This window comes from Streptomyces sp. 63XJN7_1_ISO-PGPR-S23-121 (genome assembly GCF_056173025.1).
This window is the reverse complement of record NZ_CM149653.1, coordinates 6,880,354-6,894,895: the sequence shown is the minus strand read 5'-3', so window position 1 is coordinate 6,894,895 and position 14,542 is coordinate 6,880,354. Positions and strand designations below refer to the sequence as shown.

General features: G+C 71.9%; 18 protein-coding genes. 6 read left to right on the top strand and 12 right to left on the bottom strand.

Annotated features, from left to right (window positions below; all coding sequences use genetic code 11):
- The first annotated feature begins 353 nt into the window (after positions 1–353).
- Positions 354–1,565, top strand: a complete 1,212-nt coding sequence (locus AC0VYN_RS30890; RefSeq protein WP_475533627.1) for an MFS transporter — start codon at positions 354–356, stop codon at positions 1,563–1,565.
- A gap of 71 nt (positions 1,566–1,636) precedes the next feature.
- On the opposite strand, the gene AC0VYN_RS30885 is transcribed toward AC0VYN_RS30890, so the two are convergent.
- Together AC0VYN_RS30885 and AC0VYN_RS30880 are read right to left on the bottom strand one after the other, a co-directional pair.
- Positions 1,637–2,008: a hypothetical protein gene (locus AC0VYN_RS30885; protein ID WP_475533626.1), complete on the bottom strand. Its 372-nt coding sequence runs from the start codon at positions 2,006–2,008 to the stop codon at positions 1,637–1,639.
- A gap of 13 nt (positions 2,009–2,021) precedes the next feature.
- Positions 2,022–2,324 (bottom strand): hypothetical protein, encoded by a 303-nt coding sequence (locus AC0VYN_RS30880; RefSeq protein ID WP_475533625.1) that lies wholly within the window; start codon positions 2,322–2,324, stop codon positions 2,022–2,024.
- A 244-nt stretch (positions 2,325–2,568) separates the two neighbouring features.
- On the opposite strand from AC0VYN_RS30880, the gene AC0VYN_RS30875 reads away from it, so the two are divergent.
- The gene (locus tag AC0VYN_RS30875) at positions 2,569–3,039 is read left to right on the top strand and encodes a carboxymuconolactone decarboxylase family protein (RefSeq protein WP_475533624.1); all 471 of its coding nucleotides are present in this window, start codon (positions 2,569–2,571) and stop codon (positions 3,037–3,039) included.
- Positions 3,040–3,109: 70 nt separating this feature from the next.
- Here AC0VYN_RS30875 and AC0VYN_RS30870 read toward each other — a convergent pair whose 3' ends face one another.
- The 7 genes from AC0VYN_RS30870 to AC0VYN_RS30840 all read right to left on the bottom strand — a co-directional run bounded on the left by AC0VYN_RS30870 (position 3,110) and on the right by AC0VYN_RS30840 (position 9,459).
- Positions 3,110–4,333, bottom strand: coding sequence for a cytochrome P450 family protein (locus AC0VYN_RS30870; protein WP_475533623.1), 1,224 nt, complete (start codon positions 4,331–4,333; stop codon positions 3,110–3,112).
- A gap of 10 nt (positions 4,334–4,343) precedes the next feature.
- Complete coding sequence (locus tag AC0VYN_RS30865) at positions 4,344–5,564, bottom strand: cytochrome P450 (RefSeq protein ID WP_475533622.1); 1,221 nt, start codon at positions 5,562–5,564, stop codon at positions 4,344–4,346.
- Positions 5,561–6,181, bottom strand: coding sequence for a GTP-binding protein (locus AC0VYN_RS30860; protein WP_475533621.1), 621 nt, complete (start codon positions 6,179–6,181; stop codon positions 5,561–5,563). Before AC0VYN_RS30860 ends, AC0VYN_RS30865 begins: the two co-directional genes overlap by 4 nt.
- Entirely contained in the window at positions 6,159–6,512 is a 354-nt protein-coding gene (locus AC0VYN_RS30855) for a DUF742 domain-containing protein (protein WP_475533620.1), read from the bottom strand. The genes AC0VYN_RS30860 and AC0VYN_RS30855 overlap by 23 nt, the downstream gene beginning before the upstream one ends.
- Positions 6,509–6,931 carry a roadblock/LC7 domain-containing protein gene (locus AC0VYN_RS30850; protein ID WP_475533619.1) on the bottom strand — a complete coding sequence of 141 codons (423 nt, stop codon included), beginning with the start codon at positions 6,929–6,931 and terminating at the stop codon, positions 6,509–6,511. Before AC0VYN_RS30850 ends, AC0VYN_RS30855 begins: the two co-directional genes overlap by 4 nt.
- 2 nt (positions 6,932–6,933) lie before the next feature.
- Positions 6,934–8,439 (bottom strand): ATP-binding protein, encoded by a 1,506-nt coding sequence (locus AC0VYN_RS30845; RefSeq protein WP_475533618.1) that lies wholly within the window; start codon positions 8,437–8,439, stop codon positions 6,934–6,936.
- Between the two features lie 618 nt (positions 8,440–9,057).
- Positions 9,058–9,459 carry a winged helix-turn-helix transcriptional regulator gene (locus AC0VYN_RS30840; RefSeq protein ID WP_475533617.1) on the bottom strand — a complete coding sequence of 134 codons (402 nt, stop codon included), beginning with the start codon at positions 9,457–9,459 and terminating at the stop codon, positions 9,058–9,060.
- A 118-nt stretch (positions 9,460–9,577) separates the two neighbouring features.
- On the opposite strand from AC0VYN_RS30840, the gene AC0VYN_RS30835 reads away from it, so the two are divergent.
- Positions 9,578–10,438 (top strand): NAD(P)H-binding protein, encoded by an 861-nt coding sequence (locus tag AC0VYN_RS30835; RefSeq protein ID WP_475533616.1) that lies wholly within the window; start codon positions 9,578–9,580, stop codon positions 10,436–10,438.
- A gap of 13 nt (positions 10,439–10,451) precedes the next feature.
- Here AC0VYN_RS30835 and AC0VYN_RS30830 read toward each other — a convergent pair whose 3' ends face one another.
- On the bottom strand, positions 10,452–11,483 hold the full coding sequence (locus tag AC0VYN_RS30830; RefSeq protein WP_475533615.1) for a hypothetical protein: 1,032 nt from the start codon (positions 11,481–11,483) through the stop codon (positions 10,452–10,454).
- 132 nt (positions 11,484–11,615) lie between these two features.
- Here AC0VYN_RS30830 and AC0VYN_RS30825 point away from each other — a divergent pair, with 132 nt between their 5' ends.
- Positions 11,616–12,038 carry a cytidine/deoxycytidylate deaminase family protein gene (locus tag AC0VYN_RS30825; RefSeq protein WP_475533614.1) on the top strand — a complete coding sequence of 141 codons (423 nt, stop codon included), beginning with the start codon at positions 11,616–11,618 and terminating at the stop codon, positions 12,036–12,038.
- A gap of 100 nt (positions 12,039–12,138) precedes the next feature.
- On the top strand, positions 12,139–12,537 hold the full coding sequence (locus AC0VYN_RS30820; RefSeq protein WP_475533613.1) for an ASCH domain-containing protein: 399 nt from the start codon (positions 12,139–12,141) through the stop codon (positions 12,535–12,537).
- A gap of 9 nt (positions 12,538–12,546) precedes the next feature.
- Here the strand turns inward: AC0VYN_RS30820 and AC0VYN_RS30815 are convergent, their stop codons facing one another.
- Both AC0VYN_RS30815 and AC0VYN_RS30810 read right to left on the bottom strand, forming a co-directional pair.
- Positions 12,547–12,738, bottom strand: a complete 192-nt coding sequence (locus AC0VYN_RS30815; protein ID WP_475533612.1) for a DUF397 domain-containing protein — start codon at positions 12,736–12,738, stop codon at positions 12,547–12,549.
- Positions 12,735–13,580, bottom strand: a complete 846-nt coding sequence (locus tag AC0VYN_RS30810; protein WP_475533611.1) for a helix-turn-helix domain-containing protein — start codon at positions 13,578–13,580, stop codon at positions 12,735–12,737. The genes AC0VYN_RS30815 and AC0VYN_RS30810 overlap by 4 nt, the downstream gene beginning before the upstream one ends.
- A gap of 202 nt (positions 13,581–13,782) precedes the next feature.
- Here AC0VYN_RS30810 and AC0VYN_RS30805 point away from each other — a divergent pair, with 202 nt between their 5' ends.
- Positions 13,783–14,448, top strand: a complete 666-nt coding sequence (locus AC0VYN_RS30805; protein ID WP_475533610.1) for an ATP-binding protein — start codon at positions 13,783–13,785, stop codon at positions 14,446–14,448.
- Positions 14,449–14,542: the final 94 nt, after the last annotated feature.

The following is a 14,542-nucleotide window of genomic DNA, read 5'->3' as shown; positions in this document are numbered from 1 at the left end:
CATGTGTGACCTCGGCTTACCCGGCGTAACGTTCAGCAAGTCGATCACGCTTCTAGAGGTGTACCGGTTGATCACCGGTGTTACGTCGCAGCGCCACCCGTCCGTAGTGGGCTGCATGGCGTCGGGCGCCCGCTGCCGCTTGCCAGGGGGCAGGGCCGCCTTTGTGATCACGGTCCGGAATGTGGCCTGCCCAGCTCCCACAGAGAAAGGTTCGCCGAGAAAGAGAACTTTGCCGTGTCTTGTTCCGCTTCCTGTTCGGGACGATCGCTGACCGCCGCCACCGTTCACAGAGAAAGCACGTCTCGTTGATACCTACGAACGTCCGGCCTGCTCCACCCCGGCATGCCCGGGCCGTGGTCCATAGCCAGGTACGGGGTGTGTATCTGCCTCGCCTCGCGGATGCTGCCGCGTCCTCCATGGCCACCTACGGCATCCCCTTGCTGGTGTTGGGCACGACGAACTCGTCATCGCTGACCGGGATCGCCTTCATGCTGGCGTGGGCGCCACGGCTGTGCACGTTCAGTCTGGCCGGAGCGGCCGTCGACCATTTCGGGCCCGCACGAGTCTTCCGGGTGGCCGCCACGGCCCGGGCGCTGGTCGCGGGATGCGCGGCGCCCGCCCTGGCCATGACCGACGACGAAACGGCCTCGAGCCTGGTGATGCTCCTGGCGGCGTGCGCCGGGTGCCTGACCCAGTTCAGCTATATCGCGGCCGAGAGTGTCGGCGCGGTCGCCAGCCGGGACGCCGACCGCGCGGCGCACCGCGTCCAGTCGGTCCTGCTGGGCATCGACCAGACAGCCGCTCTGGCCGGCCCCGCGGCAGGCGGCCTCCTCCTGCAGTGGGGCGGCTCCAGCAGCATGCTCGTGGTGATCAGTGGCCTATCGATGTTCTCGGCCGCCATCGCCCCGCGCACACGTCACGCGCCTCCGCAAACACCGGAGGCAACCGGGCCCGTGGCACGGGGGTGGCGGACGGGCTGGTCCACCCTGCGCGAGCTGCCGAGGCTGGCGTGGCTGGTGGCGGGGCTGGCACTGTCCAACCTGGCCCTCGGTCTTCTGGAAGCGGCCGCCCCGGTGATCGTGGTGAAGCAACTCGGCCAGTCCAGCGCCTCGGTCGGGCTGGTATGGTCCTGCGCGGCCGCCGCCTCACTGCTGGCAGTCACTACCTGCCGCGTCACGATCGACCGGTGGGGGCTGACAAGCGTGGGCCGCTGTGCCGCTCTGGTGACGACAGTGTCGTGCTTCCTCGTCGCGCACGCCGGCTCCTACCCCACCTACCTGATCCTGACCGCCGTCTTCATGGCCGGCGACAGCGTGCTGGCCGTCGTGCTGCGCACCCTGCGATCCCAGCTCATCCCCGCCGAAGTGTTCGGCAGCACGCTGTCCGTGACCGTATTGATTCTCCTATTGCCCTACCCCCTTGCCGGCGTCCTCATGGCACTCGTCACCCCAGCAGACATACACACAGTGATCACCGTCTGCGCCGTCCTGCAATGCCTCGGTCTTGTCTGCGCCTTCACCCGTGGCACCCGCCCGCGGCCACGTCACGGCAAGCACCGCAGATGAGGAGTGCAAATCGCGCTGTGTCGAACCGTGTCCTCTGGCAGCTCGGCCGAACGGGCTCGCACGTGGTTCGATCACGGCACGCGGAACGCCGGTCCAGCAGCACTGCGCTCGTGTGCGCCGCCATCACGCCGACCGCGCACGGCGGCGGCCAGCGAGGGGCACGTTCGATCGCCACGTGGGTCGTCTGCCAGGAGGACGGCTGCAGTGATGCGCTTGCCCACCGGTTCAGGGTGCGACTGGAAGCTCTGACAGACCGCCATGAAGACCTCCAGCCCGTACGGCCCTACCCGCCCACCGTCCGCAGCCCTGGCCATCGGCAGCACCAGGGCGCTCTCCTGGTGCGCGACGGCCAGGGCGGCAGCCAGATCCAGATCACGGACGGTGGGACCGGGCATGGAGGCCAGATGCTCGGCCGTGCCAGGACGGGCACGATCGGCTTCCACGGACCGGGTCCGGTCAGGCCCGCCGGTCGGCGACCGCCCAGGAGGCCAGGGCGACGGCACCGGCGACACCGAACACGGCGGGCCAGGCGCCGACCTTCCTGGCCAGCGGGTGGGACCCGGCGAAAGCGGTCACGTACGCGGCCGACAGCGCCCCGGCGGCCCGCCCGCCGGCCCGCTCGCGCCACTGCTGCGCGGCCGCCGCCCCGGCGACGGCGAGCACGGCCCCGCCGAGCTGCCGCTTCCCGGTCCAGCGGGCCACGGCGTACCCGCCGACGAGACCGCCCGCCGCGACCACCGCGCTGGGAATCTTCGCCATGCCTGCCTCCTGCTTCGCTCCGGCCGTTCGCCGGCTCTTGTCCGGCTCTTCTCCGGCCTCTCGGACCGAGGCTAATCCCCGCCGTGCCCGGCACCCGTGCCGGGCGCACGGCCGGTCACCGGTACGCTGTGGCGCAGGTCACACCGTTTCGGGCGGCCGGTCTGTCACACCGGGCCGCCGCATTCCGTCGTAACTGTGTAACGCGGTACGGCAACCGCCGACGACCCACGACGGAGGAACCACCATGGACGCTCGCCTCAACCTCTTCGGCAGTCCGATCGCCGGCAAGCTCCTGCGGCACATCAACTCGGCGGGCAAGGTCGTGACGGACTCGGCGCTGCCGGCCGCCACCCAGGAGCTGGTGAAGATCCGCGCCAGCCAGATCAACGGCTGCGGCTTCTGCCTCGACATGCACACCAAGGACGCCGCGGCGGCGGGGGAGACCTCGCTGCGCCTCAACCTGGTCGCGGCCTGGCGGGAGGCCACGGTCTTCACCGACGCCGAACGCGCCGCCCTGGAGCTGACCGAGCAGGGCACCCGCATCGCCGACGCCGGCGGCGTCACCGACGAGGCCTGGGCGAACGCGGCGAAGCACTACGACGAGGACCAGCTGGCGGCGCTGGTCGGGCTGATCGCCGTCATCAACACCTACAACCGGCTGAACGTCATCACCCGGCAGCCGGCGGGCGACTACGAGCCGGGCATGTTCGGCTGACGCCCGCGGGACGCGGGACGTGAACGGCCCGCCCCGGCAACCCGGGGCGGGCCGTTCACGCCGCTCGGGCTCAGCCGTGCAGCAGCACCGGGAGCCGCTGGTGGCCGTTGCTGATCAGGGACGGCACCGTTCCGAGCTCGGCCGAGGGCACGGCGAGACGGATGTCGGGGAAGCGGTCGAACAGCCGCTGGAGCACGAGGGTGACCTCCATGCGGGCGAGGGGCGCGCCGAGGCAGAAGTGCACGCCGTGCCCGAACGCCAGGTGGTCCTTGACGGTGCGGGCCGCGTCGAAGGTGTCGGCGTCGTCGTGCCACCCGGGGTGACGGTTGGCGGCGGCGTAGGACGCGAGGATCGCGTCACCGCGGGCGATGGTCCGCCCGTCGGGCAGCGGGATGTCCGTGACCGCGAACCGGAGCGGCAGGTGCTTGACCGCCGGCTCGTGACGCAGCGTCTCCTCCACGACGTCGTCCCAGGTGACGGCACCCTTGCGGACCAGTTCGAGCTGGTCGGGACGGGTCAGCAGGGTGTGGACGGCCTGGTCGATGACGTTGACGGTCGTCTCGTAGCCGGCGCTGATCATCAGCAGCAGGGTGTCGCGCAGCTCCTCGGGCGACAGGCGGGCGCCGTCGCTCTCGTCGTCCCGCGCGGCGATGAGCAGGGACGTCATGTCGTCGCCGGGGGTGCCGCGCTTGTCGGCGATCAGCTGGTCCAGGACCCCGTACAGCCGGGCGGTGTTGGCCTGCGCCTCGTCCTGGCTCAGCGTGGTGTCGAAGACACCGTCCACGAGGGCCCGGAAGTCGTCCCGCTGGCTCTCGGGCACGCCCATGAGGTGGCCGATCACCGCGATGGGCAGCGGGTACGCCAGCTCCTGGCGCAGGTCGGCCGGCTCGCCCGCGGGGAGGCCCGCGAGGCGGTCGATCAGCTGGTCCACCATGCCCTCGACGGCCGGCCGCATGTGGGCTATGCGGCGGGAGCTGAAGGCGGGCGCCACCAGGCGCCGCAGCTTGCGGTGGTTGGGCCCGTAGGCGGTGAACATGTTCTCCACCGCCACCCACAGGGCGAGCGGCCAGGTGCCGACCCGCTGCGCGTAGTCGGGCCAGTGCGCGCGGGCGTCCTTGGAGACGTCGGGACCGGTGAGGAGCTGCTTGAGCAGGGCCGGGTCGCTGACCGACCAGGCTTCCACGCCGAGTACGTCCACCCGGGTGGCCGGGCCGCGGGCGTGCAGGGCACGGTGCTCGGCGTGGTGGTCGGCGCCGGCGGGGTCCAGGACGAGGGGAGACTGCTGGTCGGCCATGGCGGGCTCCTTAGGAAACGGCGGGGAAGGTGACGGGCAGGGATTCCAGGGCGCGGTGGAACGGGCCGGGCCGCCAGACGAGGCCGGCGACGGGCACGGCGAGGTCCGTCTCCGGCAGCGCGTCGAGGAGATGGGTGACCGCGGTCTCCGCGATGAGATAGGCGTGCGAGCGGGCGGGGCAGGTGTGCGGGCCGACGCTCCAGGCCAGGTGGGCGCGGTTGCCCGTATGGCGCCCCTCGGGCACGCCGTCGGTGAGGGCCGGGTCGTTGTTGGCCGCCGCCATGGAGATCACGACCGGCTGGTCGGCGGGCAGCAGGTACCCGTCCACGTCGATGGGGAACGGCGGGTACGAGATGCAGTAGTTCGCCATGGGCGGGTCGGTGTAGAGGACGGTGTCCAGCGCGTCGCGCACCGTGGACAGCCCGGCGTGCAGGTCGGCGGAGAACTCCTCGTCGGTGAGGATCTTCAGCACGGTGTTGCTGATCAGGTTGGTCAACGGCTCGATCCCGGCGCCGTAGAGCGTGACGAGCTGGTGGCCCATCTCCTCGTCGGTCAGCCGGGCGGAGTGCAGGACGAGCCGGGAGGTGATGTCGTCACCGGGGTGCTGCCGGCGCAGGGACACCAGGTCGGCGACGGCCTGCCCGAGGATCCGGTTGCCCTGCTCGGCATGCCTGGTGTCGAAGATCTTCGCCATGCCGTCGGCGATGCGCATGCCGATCTCGTCCGGGCAGCCGAGCAGCGCGCTCAGCACGCGGAAGGCGATCGGGAACGCGTACTGCGACAGCAGGTCCGCCTCGCCCTTGGCGCGGAAGTCGTCGATCGCGCCGGAGGCGACCCGCTCGACGAGGGCCCGCAGCCCGTGCTGGTCGACGGCCCCGATCGCGGCGGTGTTCGCACCGCGGTAGCGGGCGTGCTCGGCGCCGCCGGAACGCAGCGCGTTGGGGCGCCACTCCATCATCGGCTTGACCGGGCAGGACGCCGGGATCAGCTTCTCCCAGGCGCGGGGGTCGGCGGGGAAGTGCAGCGGGTCGTTGAGGATGCGGCGGGCCTGGTAGTAGCCGATCACCAGCGTCGCCGGGACGCCGGGCGCCAGGTCCACCGGCACCATGGGGCCGTGGACCTGGCGCATGCGCCGGTAGGCGGCGTGCGGGTCGGCGGCGAACTCCGCGGAGTACAGGGCGATCCGGTCCGGTGGGCTCGTCGGCACGGACGCGGCGGAGGGCATCGTCATCGGCGGGACTCCATCAGGGCGGCCGAGCGGTGCTCGGTGAGGTACTCGGTGAGCGTGATCAGGGCGTGCAGGGAGGACGTGCGGTCCCGGGCGTCGCAGGTCGTCAGCGGAGTCGCCGGGTCGAGGGCCAGTGCCTCGCGCAGCTCCTCCGCGGGGTAACCCGGAGCGCCGGGGAAGGTGTTGACGGCGACGGCGTACGGTATGCCGCCGCTGTCCAGGAGACCGAGGGCGTCGTGGGAGGCGTCGAGGTCGCGGGTGTCGGCCAGGACCAGGCAGCCGAGCGCGCCCTCGGCCAGGTCCTCCCACAGCGGCTGGAACCTGGCCTGCCCCGGCAGACCGAACAGGTACAGCGCGAGGCGCCCGCCGGCCATGTGGATGCGGCCGAAGTCCATCGCCACCGTGGTCGTGGTCTTGTGCGGGGTGCCCCGCAGATCGTCCACACCGGTGCTGGCCTGCGTGATGGGTTCCTCCATCCGCAGCGGCTTCACTTCCGAGACGCTGCCGATGAACGTCGTCTTGCCGACGCCGAAACCCCCCGCGACCACGATCTTGGCCGACCGTGTCACCGTGGCCGGGACATAGGTGACGGGCGGGTCAGACCAAGGAGCGCAGTCCACGCAGTACCTCCTGCAACAGGTCGGGTTCGGGCATGTGGTCGCTCGCCGCGACCGGGCTGGCCAGGAGGCCGGCGTCCATCAGCGAGGAGACGAGGATGCGCACCGTGGAGGGCGGCAGCTCCAGCGCGGCGGCGATGTCGGCGACGGCCAGGCCGCCCTCCGCGCCGGCGAACAGGCGCATCACCCGGCGGGCGTCCGGGCCCAGGGCGTCCGTGGGCCCGGACGCGGCGATGAGCACGCTCTCCAGGCGCACGTCGTCACGGGCGCGGACCTGACCGCCGGTGCGGACGTAGGGCCTGACCATGTCGGGGTCACGCCGCGGCCCCGTCATGCCGGCCAGCCGCCTTCCGCGGCCGGCACCCGCTCCGCGGTCCCCAGCTCGTGCCCCACCCGGGTCGCGAGCCGCACCATGTGATGGGAGATCAGGCCGACGTCGGCGTCCGGACCCGTCGTGCACACCGACAGCATGGTGTTCCTCGCCGCGGTGGTCGTCAGGCCGATGCAGCCGACCGACTCGATCAGCAGCTGGCGCATGCCCTGGCCGCCGGTGAACTCGTCCCACGCCTTGCCCGCGGCTCGCAGCGCCGCCGTCAGCGCGGCGAACTTCTCCCCGTCGTCCTGGCCGATCGTCTCGGTTCGGGCGGTCAGCAGACCGTCGCTGCTCATCAGTACGGCGAAGCGGACGCCCTCGACGGTGCCGAGCTCCTGGTCGAGCAGCCAGCCCAGGCTGTTGCTGTGTGTGTCTCGCACGATCAGTTTCCTTCGTCGTGTGCGGGGTCGGGTCCGGGTGCCGTCCGGTGTGCCGCGTCGGACCCGGTGGGGGTGGGAGAGGGCTGGTCCTGCCGGCCGCGGCGGGTGCCTGCCGCCCAGGCCGCGGCGATGGCGGGACGGCCGGGCCCGGCCACGGGGGCGGGCGCGGCGGTGCGGCGCGCGGTGGCGGGCGCCGTGGTGCGCCGGCGGACGGTCAGGCCGCTGGCGGTGGTGGCCGCCGGAGCGGCCTGCGGCTCCGGCTCGGCCACGGGGGACGCCGGCACGGCCCGCGGTGCCGGCTCGGCCACGGGGGCAGGCGCGGCGGCGGGCACGGCGGCGGGAGCCGGCGCGGCGGCGGGCGGCTCGGGCTGCGCCGCGGGCGCCGACGGCGCGGAGACGACGGCGGGGCCGGCCGGCCCCGAGGTGGCGAGCAGGTTCTTCGGCAGCACGATCATGGCCCGGGTGCCCTGGTAGATGTTGGGTGCGGTCAGTTCGACGCGGAAGCCGTAGTTCTCCGCGAGCAGGGAGGCCACGCGCAGCCCCGTCTGGGGGTGGGCGCCCAGGCGTGTGATGTCGTCGCGCTGCTCGCCGGACATCACGTTGCTGGCCCACAGCAGCCGCTCGTCGTCCATGCGCAGGCCGGCGTCGTCCACGATCAGGAAGAACGCGTGGTGGCCCTGCTCGAGCGAGACGTGGACGCTGGCGGCGGGTGGGGAGTAGCGCAGCGCGTTGTCCAGCAGCACCGCGAGGGCGTGCACGACCGCCTCCACGGCGCGGCCCTCGACCGCGACGGACCCCATCTCGGGGTGCCTGATCCGCTCGTACCCCTCGATCCGGCCCATCGCCGCCCGCACGATGTCGTTCAGCGAGGTGGCGGGCCAGCGCCGCGACAGCTTGTCCCCGGCGAGCACGGCGTAGCCGGACGCGGTGAGCAGCATCTGCTGCGCGAGGTGGTCGATCTCCACGAGCGTGGCGTACGCCTCGTCCGAGATGTGCCGCCGCACGCCCTGGCTGACGGCCCGGCCGAGCCGCGCCGCCCGCGCCACCACGTTGTTGGCGAAGCCGCGCACGGCGGCCCGGGCCACGCCCACGGAGTCGTGCCGCACCTGCGCGATCTGCCGTTCCGTCTCCTGACGGAACTGGTCGGCGGTGCGGGCGGCCGCGGCCCGTTCCTGGGCCCGGATCTCGCCGACCGCCGAGGCCAGTGCCCCGGGCAGGGTGCGCAGCCGCTCGGCGAGCGGCGTGCCCTCGAGGTTCGGCGGTACGACGAGTCCGCCCTGACGGCCGTCGCCGTCCGGTGCGGCGCCGGCCGCCGCGGGGATCACGGTGGTCGCGAAGTGGCCGACGCACTGCTCGGCCGACAGGAGTTGCAGGGTGAGCCGGTCGGCGTGCCGGCGCAGCAGCTCGGCCTCGCGCCGGGCCTGACCGTGTTTGTGCCGGAAGTACCAGGCGGCCCCGGCCGCGGCCACCGCGAGCAGCACGGCGCCGGTCAATACCAGTTCAGTCATCAGGTCCTCACGGATCGGGAAGCCGTCGGTGCGGGGGTGCCGGCCGGCCCGGGCGGAGCCGGTGGGACGACCGGCCGCGGCGGCGGGAACGGCCGGGGCGGGGGAACGGCGGGAGGGCTGGGGCGGGCCCGGCGGGCCGGTGCCGCGGCCCCCGGGGGCGCGCCGGCATCCGCCCGTCGGCGGCCAGGGGCCTCAACAAGCCAGAAAAGGCCCGCGTCTCCCGGCCCGCGGCACGGGGACGCGACGGCCCTCGCCGCTCTCGCGCGGCACGGCCCGGGACCGGGCCCCCGTCACGCCTCCACGCGCCGAGGACTCAACGGTGCTGTCAACGGTGAGGGTGCACGACATGGATCTCCAGGGCGCAAGCGCGGGCCTGCGCGAGCGGCGGGTCGACGGCGGCGACGGGCCCGCGGCAGCGCAGGTTCGTTCTTTCACACACCTGAACTACCGGGCCCGCCAAGGGCGTTCGGCAGGGACCCTACCGCTTGTGCTCACGCGTTGTGGCAGCTCAGTGACTACGGACCTTCGCCCTTGGAGGTTTGAGGCGAAAAATGCGCGGTTGACCGCCAACTCGCTTTGACTGGAAAGTAGTTGGTCGCAGAATCGGCGTTCTGCTAGTCAGTGGCCGGCTTCGGAGTCGTAGGCGACCCGGGCCCGCTCGACCTTGACCAGGTTCTCGGTGGCCCACTCGGACAGATGCGCGAAGAGCGGGGCGAGGCTGCGGCCGAGGTCGCTGATCTCGTACTCGACGCGGGGCGGCACCTCGGCGTGGTACGTGCGCACGACCAGGCCGTCCCGCTCCAGCTGCCGCAGCCGCTGGGTCAGCACCTTGGGCGTGATGCGGGAGATCCGCCGCTCCAGCTCCACGAACCGCTGTCGCCCGTACGCGTGCAGGGACCACAGGATCGGGGTGGTCCACCGGCTGAACACGATGTCCACCACGGGACTGACCGGACAGGCCAGCTCGGGATCGTCCACCGGAGCCGCCGGGGCGGCCTTGCGGGCGGTGTCACGGGCCACGTGCGCATCCCTTCCGGAAAGTCACTTTCCTCTGGGTACCTACTATACCGACGCTGTTAGCGTCTCCTCGTGCTCCTCACCGAGCCAACAACGTGCCTGATGAGCAAAGGGGTTAAGCATGATCACCGTTACGGGGGCGACCGGCGGCGTCGGCCGTTCACTGGTCGGCATCCTCGCCGCGGCCGGCGAGGCGGTCACCGCGACGTCCCGCGGGATCACGGCCGCGGACGTGCCGCGAGGCGTCCGGCACCGGCAGGCGGACCTGACCGACGCCGAGTCCCTCCGGCCGCTTCTCGACGGCGCCGACGCACTGTTCCTGCAGAACGGCGGCGCCAGTGCGCACCTGATCGACCCGCGCGGGATCCTCGACGCGGCGAAGGCGGGAGGTGTGGAGCGGGTCGTTCTCCTGTCCTCCCAGGGCGTGGCCACCCGGCCGGAGTCGCCGTCCCACGGACAGGTCGGCCGCTCCATAGAAGAGGCCGTGCGGCAATCGGGCCTGATCTGGACGATCCTGCGCCCCGGTGGCTTCCACTCCAACGCGTACGCCTGGGCCGGGCAGGTCCGTGCCCACCGGACCGTCGCCGCGCCCTTCGGGGACGTCGGTCTGCCGACCGTCGACCCGGCGGACATCGCCGAGGTCGCGGCGGCGATCCTGCGGCAGGGCGGCGACGGGGCGGGCGGCCACGCGGGCCGGACGTATGAACTGACGGGCCCTGCCCTCGTCACACCGCGTCGGCAGGCACAGGCGATCGCCGAGGCCTTGGGCGAACCGGTCCGCTTCACGGAACTCACCCGTGAGGAGGCCGCCGCCCGGTTCCTCGGCTTCATGCCCGGGCCCGTGGTGGAGACGACCCTGTCCATACTGGGCGAGCCGACACCCGCGGAACAGCGCGTCAGCCCCGACGTCGAGCGCATTCTCGGCCGCGCACCGCGCGACTTCGCCGACTGGGCGACCCGCAACGCGGCGGCGTTCCGTTAGCCCTCGCGGATGTTCACTGGACGCTCCAGCGGTGCGGGTGCCCCGGGTCGGCCGGGCAGGCGAAGACGTTGAGCTCGCCGTGGTTGCCGACGACGACCTCCGTGGGCCTGGCGAAGGGGTGGGGCGGCAGGTCCCGGTCCTCGACAGGCCTCCAGCTCCCGCTGCCGCCGTCCCATTCGGAGGAGTCGACGGTGAGCAGCAGCTCCATGGGGGCCGCGCAGGCCCGGCAGTCCACGGCGTACGGATCGGTCCGGTGCCAGGAGGCGTAGCCGCCCGCGTGCCAGCCGGGCGGTATGGACAGGTCGTACGGGTACCCGACCGGCTCGCCCGCGTCGGCACCGCGGTCGGCGGCTTCCTCGGCCTCCTCCTCCAACGCCTCCTCCCAGGCGTCGATCCGGTCGCACAGCTCCTGGGGCAGCAGCCCGGCGAACGGATAGGTGACGACCTGCTCGGGGTGCAGCACACAGGGCTCGGGTACGCACCCGGCGAAGCCGACCACCTCCGGCAGCGGCGGCGCGGTCAGCACCTCACCCACCTCCGCCGACCTGCGCCACCGCAGGTGCACGTACGGCTCGTACCCCGTCCTGCCGTGCGCCTCGAAGGGGCACCAGAACACCTGGAGCAGGTCGGCGCCGTCCGGCCCGGGCAGCAGGTCGGGGACGTCCCGCCGGTACAGCTGGGCGAGACCGATCAGCGGCACGGGGGCCGTCTCGGGGACGCCGGGCGCGCGGTGGGTGCGCTTCAGCTCGTCCAGCAGCTCGCTCTCGGCGTCCGTCAGCCCCGTTTCACGACACCGTGCCGCCGCCCACAGCTCCCGCTCCCGGCGGATGTCCGGGAGCCGGCGTCCCCGGTCCCGCGCGTGCGGCTCGACGCACACGGGCCAGGGCTCGTCCACGGGCCACAGCAGGGGCCCGCCCACGGAACTGTCCGTCGCGAGCGGGCGGCCCGCCCGCGGGTGCAGCCGGGTGGTGGTGCCGCGGTACCGGGCGAGTTCCGGGAAGAGCGCCTCGACGTCGAGCGGGCGGGGCGGTGTGGTTCGCGTCATGGGGCGGACTCTCTCACCGTCCCGGCCCACCGGACGCCGGCGCCCCCGCCGCCGATATTCGGTGCCGAAGGGGGAGGCGGCGACGTTAGGTTGGTCGGCCGACGCCCTGACCACCTCGGAGGAGACCCCGCCGTGACGCACCCCGTCGACCACGAACTGATCCAGGCCGCGGCCGACGTCGCGCGCACGCGCTGCCGGGGCGACAACCACACCATGGCGGCCGCGGCCCGCGCCCGGGACGGCCGGATCGTCACCGCGGTGAACGCCTACCACTTCACCGGAGGCCCCTGCGCCGAGCTGGTCGTCGTCGGCGCGGCGGCCGCGCAGGGCGCCTACGAGCTGGACACGATCGTCGCCGTGGGCGACCGCGACCGGGGCGTGGTCCCCCCGTGCGGCCGGTGCCGGCAAGTCCTGGCCGACTACTTCCCCGACCTGAAGGTCGTCGTCGGTAGGGGCGCCGACATCCGGACGGTGCCCGTCACCGACCTGCTGCCGGAGACGTACGTCTGGGCGGACCACCAGCTGGAAGCGGACGGGGCGGGGACGCCGTCCTGACGGTGCCTCGTCCTCGGTCCCCGCACGGCGGATGCCTAGACTCCGTGCGGAACGGTCGGTGACGGCGCGGGTGCAGGTGCCCGGAAGGGGTGGGGGAACCATGTGGCCACGGGTGGACGGCATGCGGGCGCTGGAGCTCGGCACGGCGGGTGAGATGCGGGAGCGGCTCAACGCGCTCGTCCTGGCCGAGAGGAAGACCGCCACCACCGGGCTGCTGGCCGAGTACGCCGAGGAAACGGAGGGCCTGGAGTTCGAGGGCGAGCGCCTGGCGCTGCTCGGCAACGACGGAGACCGCGTCGCCACGATCGAGATCACCGGCGTCGAGCTCGTCCCCTTCGCCGAGGTCACGTGGGAACACGCCGCGGCCGAGGGAGAGGGCGACCGCTCCCTGGACGAGTGGCGCACCGGCCACAGCCGCTTCTGGGAAGCCATCGGCACGCCGGTGGACGGCGACACCCCGCTGGTGTGCCTGCGGTTCCGGCTTGTTGAGTTCGCGTAGGGGTACGGATCAGCGTTTCAGGGAGGCGGCCAGGAACCGGCACCATGCGTCGTTGGAGACCTGGACGCGAGGTCCGTCGGGGCGCTTGGAGTCGCGGATCAATATGCCGGTCGGTATGAACGCGGCCTCCACGCACTCGGTGCCGCTGCCTCCGCTGTAGGAGGACGCGAACCAGTGCGGCTCCGACGCTGCCGTCATCATGGCTCCCTGCTGATCCGATCGACGAGTTCGGCTGACGACTCGAAGTCGAGCGCCTGTGCGCTGAGGTACTGGAACGCCAACCTATAACGCTCCAACTCCTGCGGCTTCTCCATGAAGAGCCCACCGCCGAGAAGGTCCACGTACACGACGTCCAGCTCGGGAGTCTGTCCGTGGAGAAGGGCGAAACTGCCAACGGCCGCTGCGTGCGCGCCGCGTGCGAACGGCAGCACCTGCACCGTGACGTGTGGTCGTTCGGCCATGGCGAGAAGGTGCTCAAGCTGCCCTTTCATGACCTCCTTGCCGCCGACTCGCCGCCTGATCGCCGCCTCGTCGATGACGCACCAGATGTGCGGCGGCTCCTCGCGGTCCAGCAACTCCTGGCGTTTCATGCGGATGTCGACCATGAGTCGCACCTCGCGCTCCTCGCACTGCACTTCCGAGGCTCGATGTACGGCCTCGGCGTAGGCGCGGGTCTGCAGCAGACCGGGCACGTACATGCAGGCGTAGTGGTCCTCACGTACGACCTCGTCCTCGAGGGTCAGCATGAGGTTCATGGACTCGGGGATGGGGTCGGCGAGGGAGCGCCACCAGCCCTGGATCTTGGCACCCTTGGCAAGCTCGACCAGTGCTGAGCGCTCCGCGTCGGTGGCGCCGTACTCACGGCACAAGGCGTCGACGGCCGGCCACTTGACCGTGCCCTCCTTCGTCTCGTAACGACTGAGTGTTGCCTTGGAGATGCCGACCAGAGCCCCCGCCTCCTCCAGCGTCAAACCTTTCGTCTCGCGGAGTCGACGCAGGTCGGCGCCTAGCTGACGCCTGCGAGTGGTGGGTCCAACTGCCATGCCAACTGCCCTTCATGTCGATGCCGTAGATCGTCCTGTCCATGGAGAGGAACGGCAAGACGGTGTGCGCCGGGGGCGCGCGCTGAGCCTCCACGCTCCTTCCCGAGGCTCGTGAGAGTTCCATTTTGAGAGTTTCACTGCGACTCTTAGTTGCGACGACGTCACGGAGAGCACGGGACGTCCAGGTCGAAGGAGTAAGAGAGTGAGCGACTTCATGGGGAGTGCCGTCCAGAGGGCGAGGCGGGCATGGAAGCTGCCCTTCTCGGCGGAAGCGGAGGAAGTGGCCGGGTTGCGCCGCCTCGTGCGACTGCACCTGGAGATCTGGAACCTGCACGATCTGGCCGACGTAGCCCAGCTCTGCGTCAGCGAGCTGGTGGCGAACGTCATCAAGCACGTCGGGCCGGGAACACCGTCCCTGCTCGCCGTCTCTGCGAACGCAACCCGCCTGCGGATCGAGGTCACCGACCCGAATTCCCGGGTTCTCCCCGTACTGACCGACGCGGGCACGGACGCCGAGGGCGGACGGGGTCTGGCGCTCATCGACGCCGTCACCGACCGCTGGGGCGTCGACCTCACCGCCGACCGGAAATCGACTTGGTGCGAACTCCGCACGGGCCCCACGGCGACCAAGGACCACACGGTCCCGCCTCGCGTGGCCCGGGCAGCGGATGTGCTGGAGCTCTACGCCTGTGTGCCGATGCCGCCGCGGGGCGCGACCTTCAGCAGACTGGGGGCGACCGTCGCGGAGGAGACGGCGATCGACGTCATCGCCGATCTCCTCCACTGGCTCAGGGCACACGGCCGGGACCCCGACGACGTACTGGACCGGGCCCAGGCGCACTTCGAGGCGGAGGGCGAGACGCGTTAATGGTGAGCGCGTGAGCCCCGTAGTTCTATTAGAAGAGCGTGCAGAGCAGAGATCCTCTGCACTGTTTTCGTATCGATGCCTGTTCAGCGAGGCA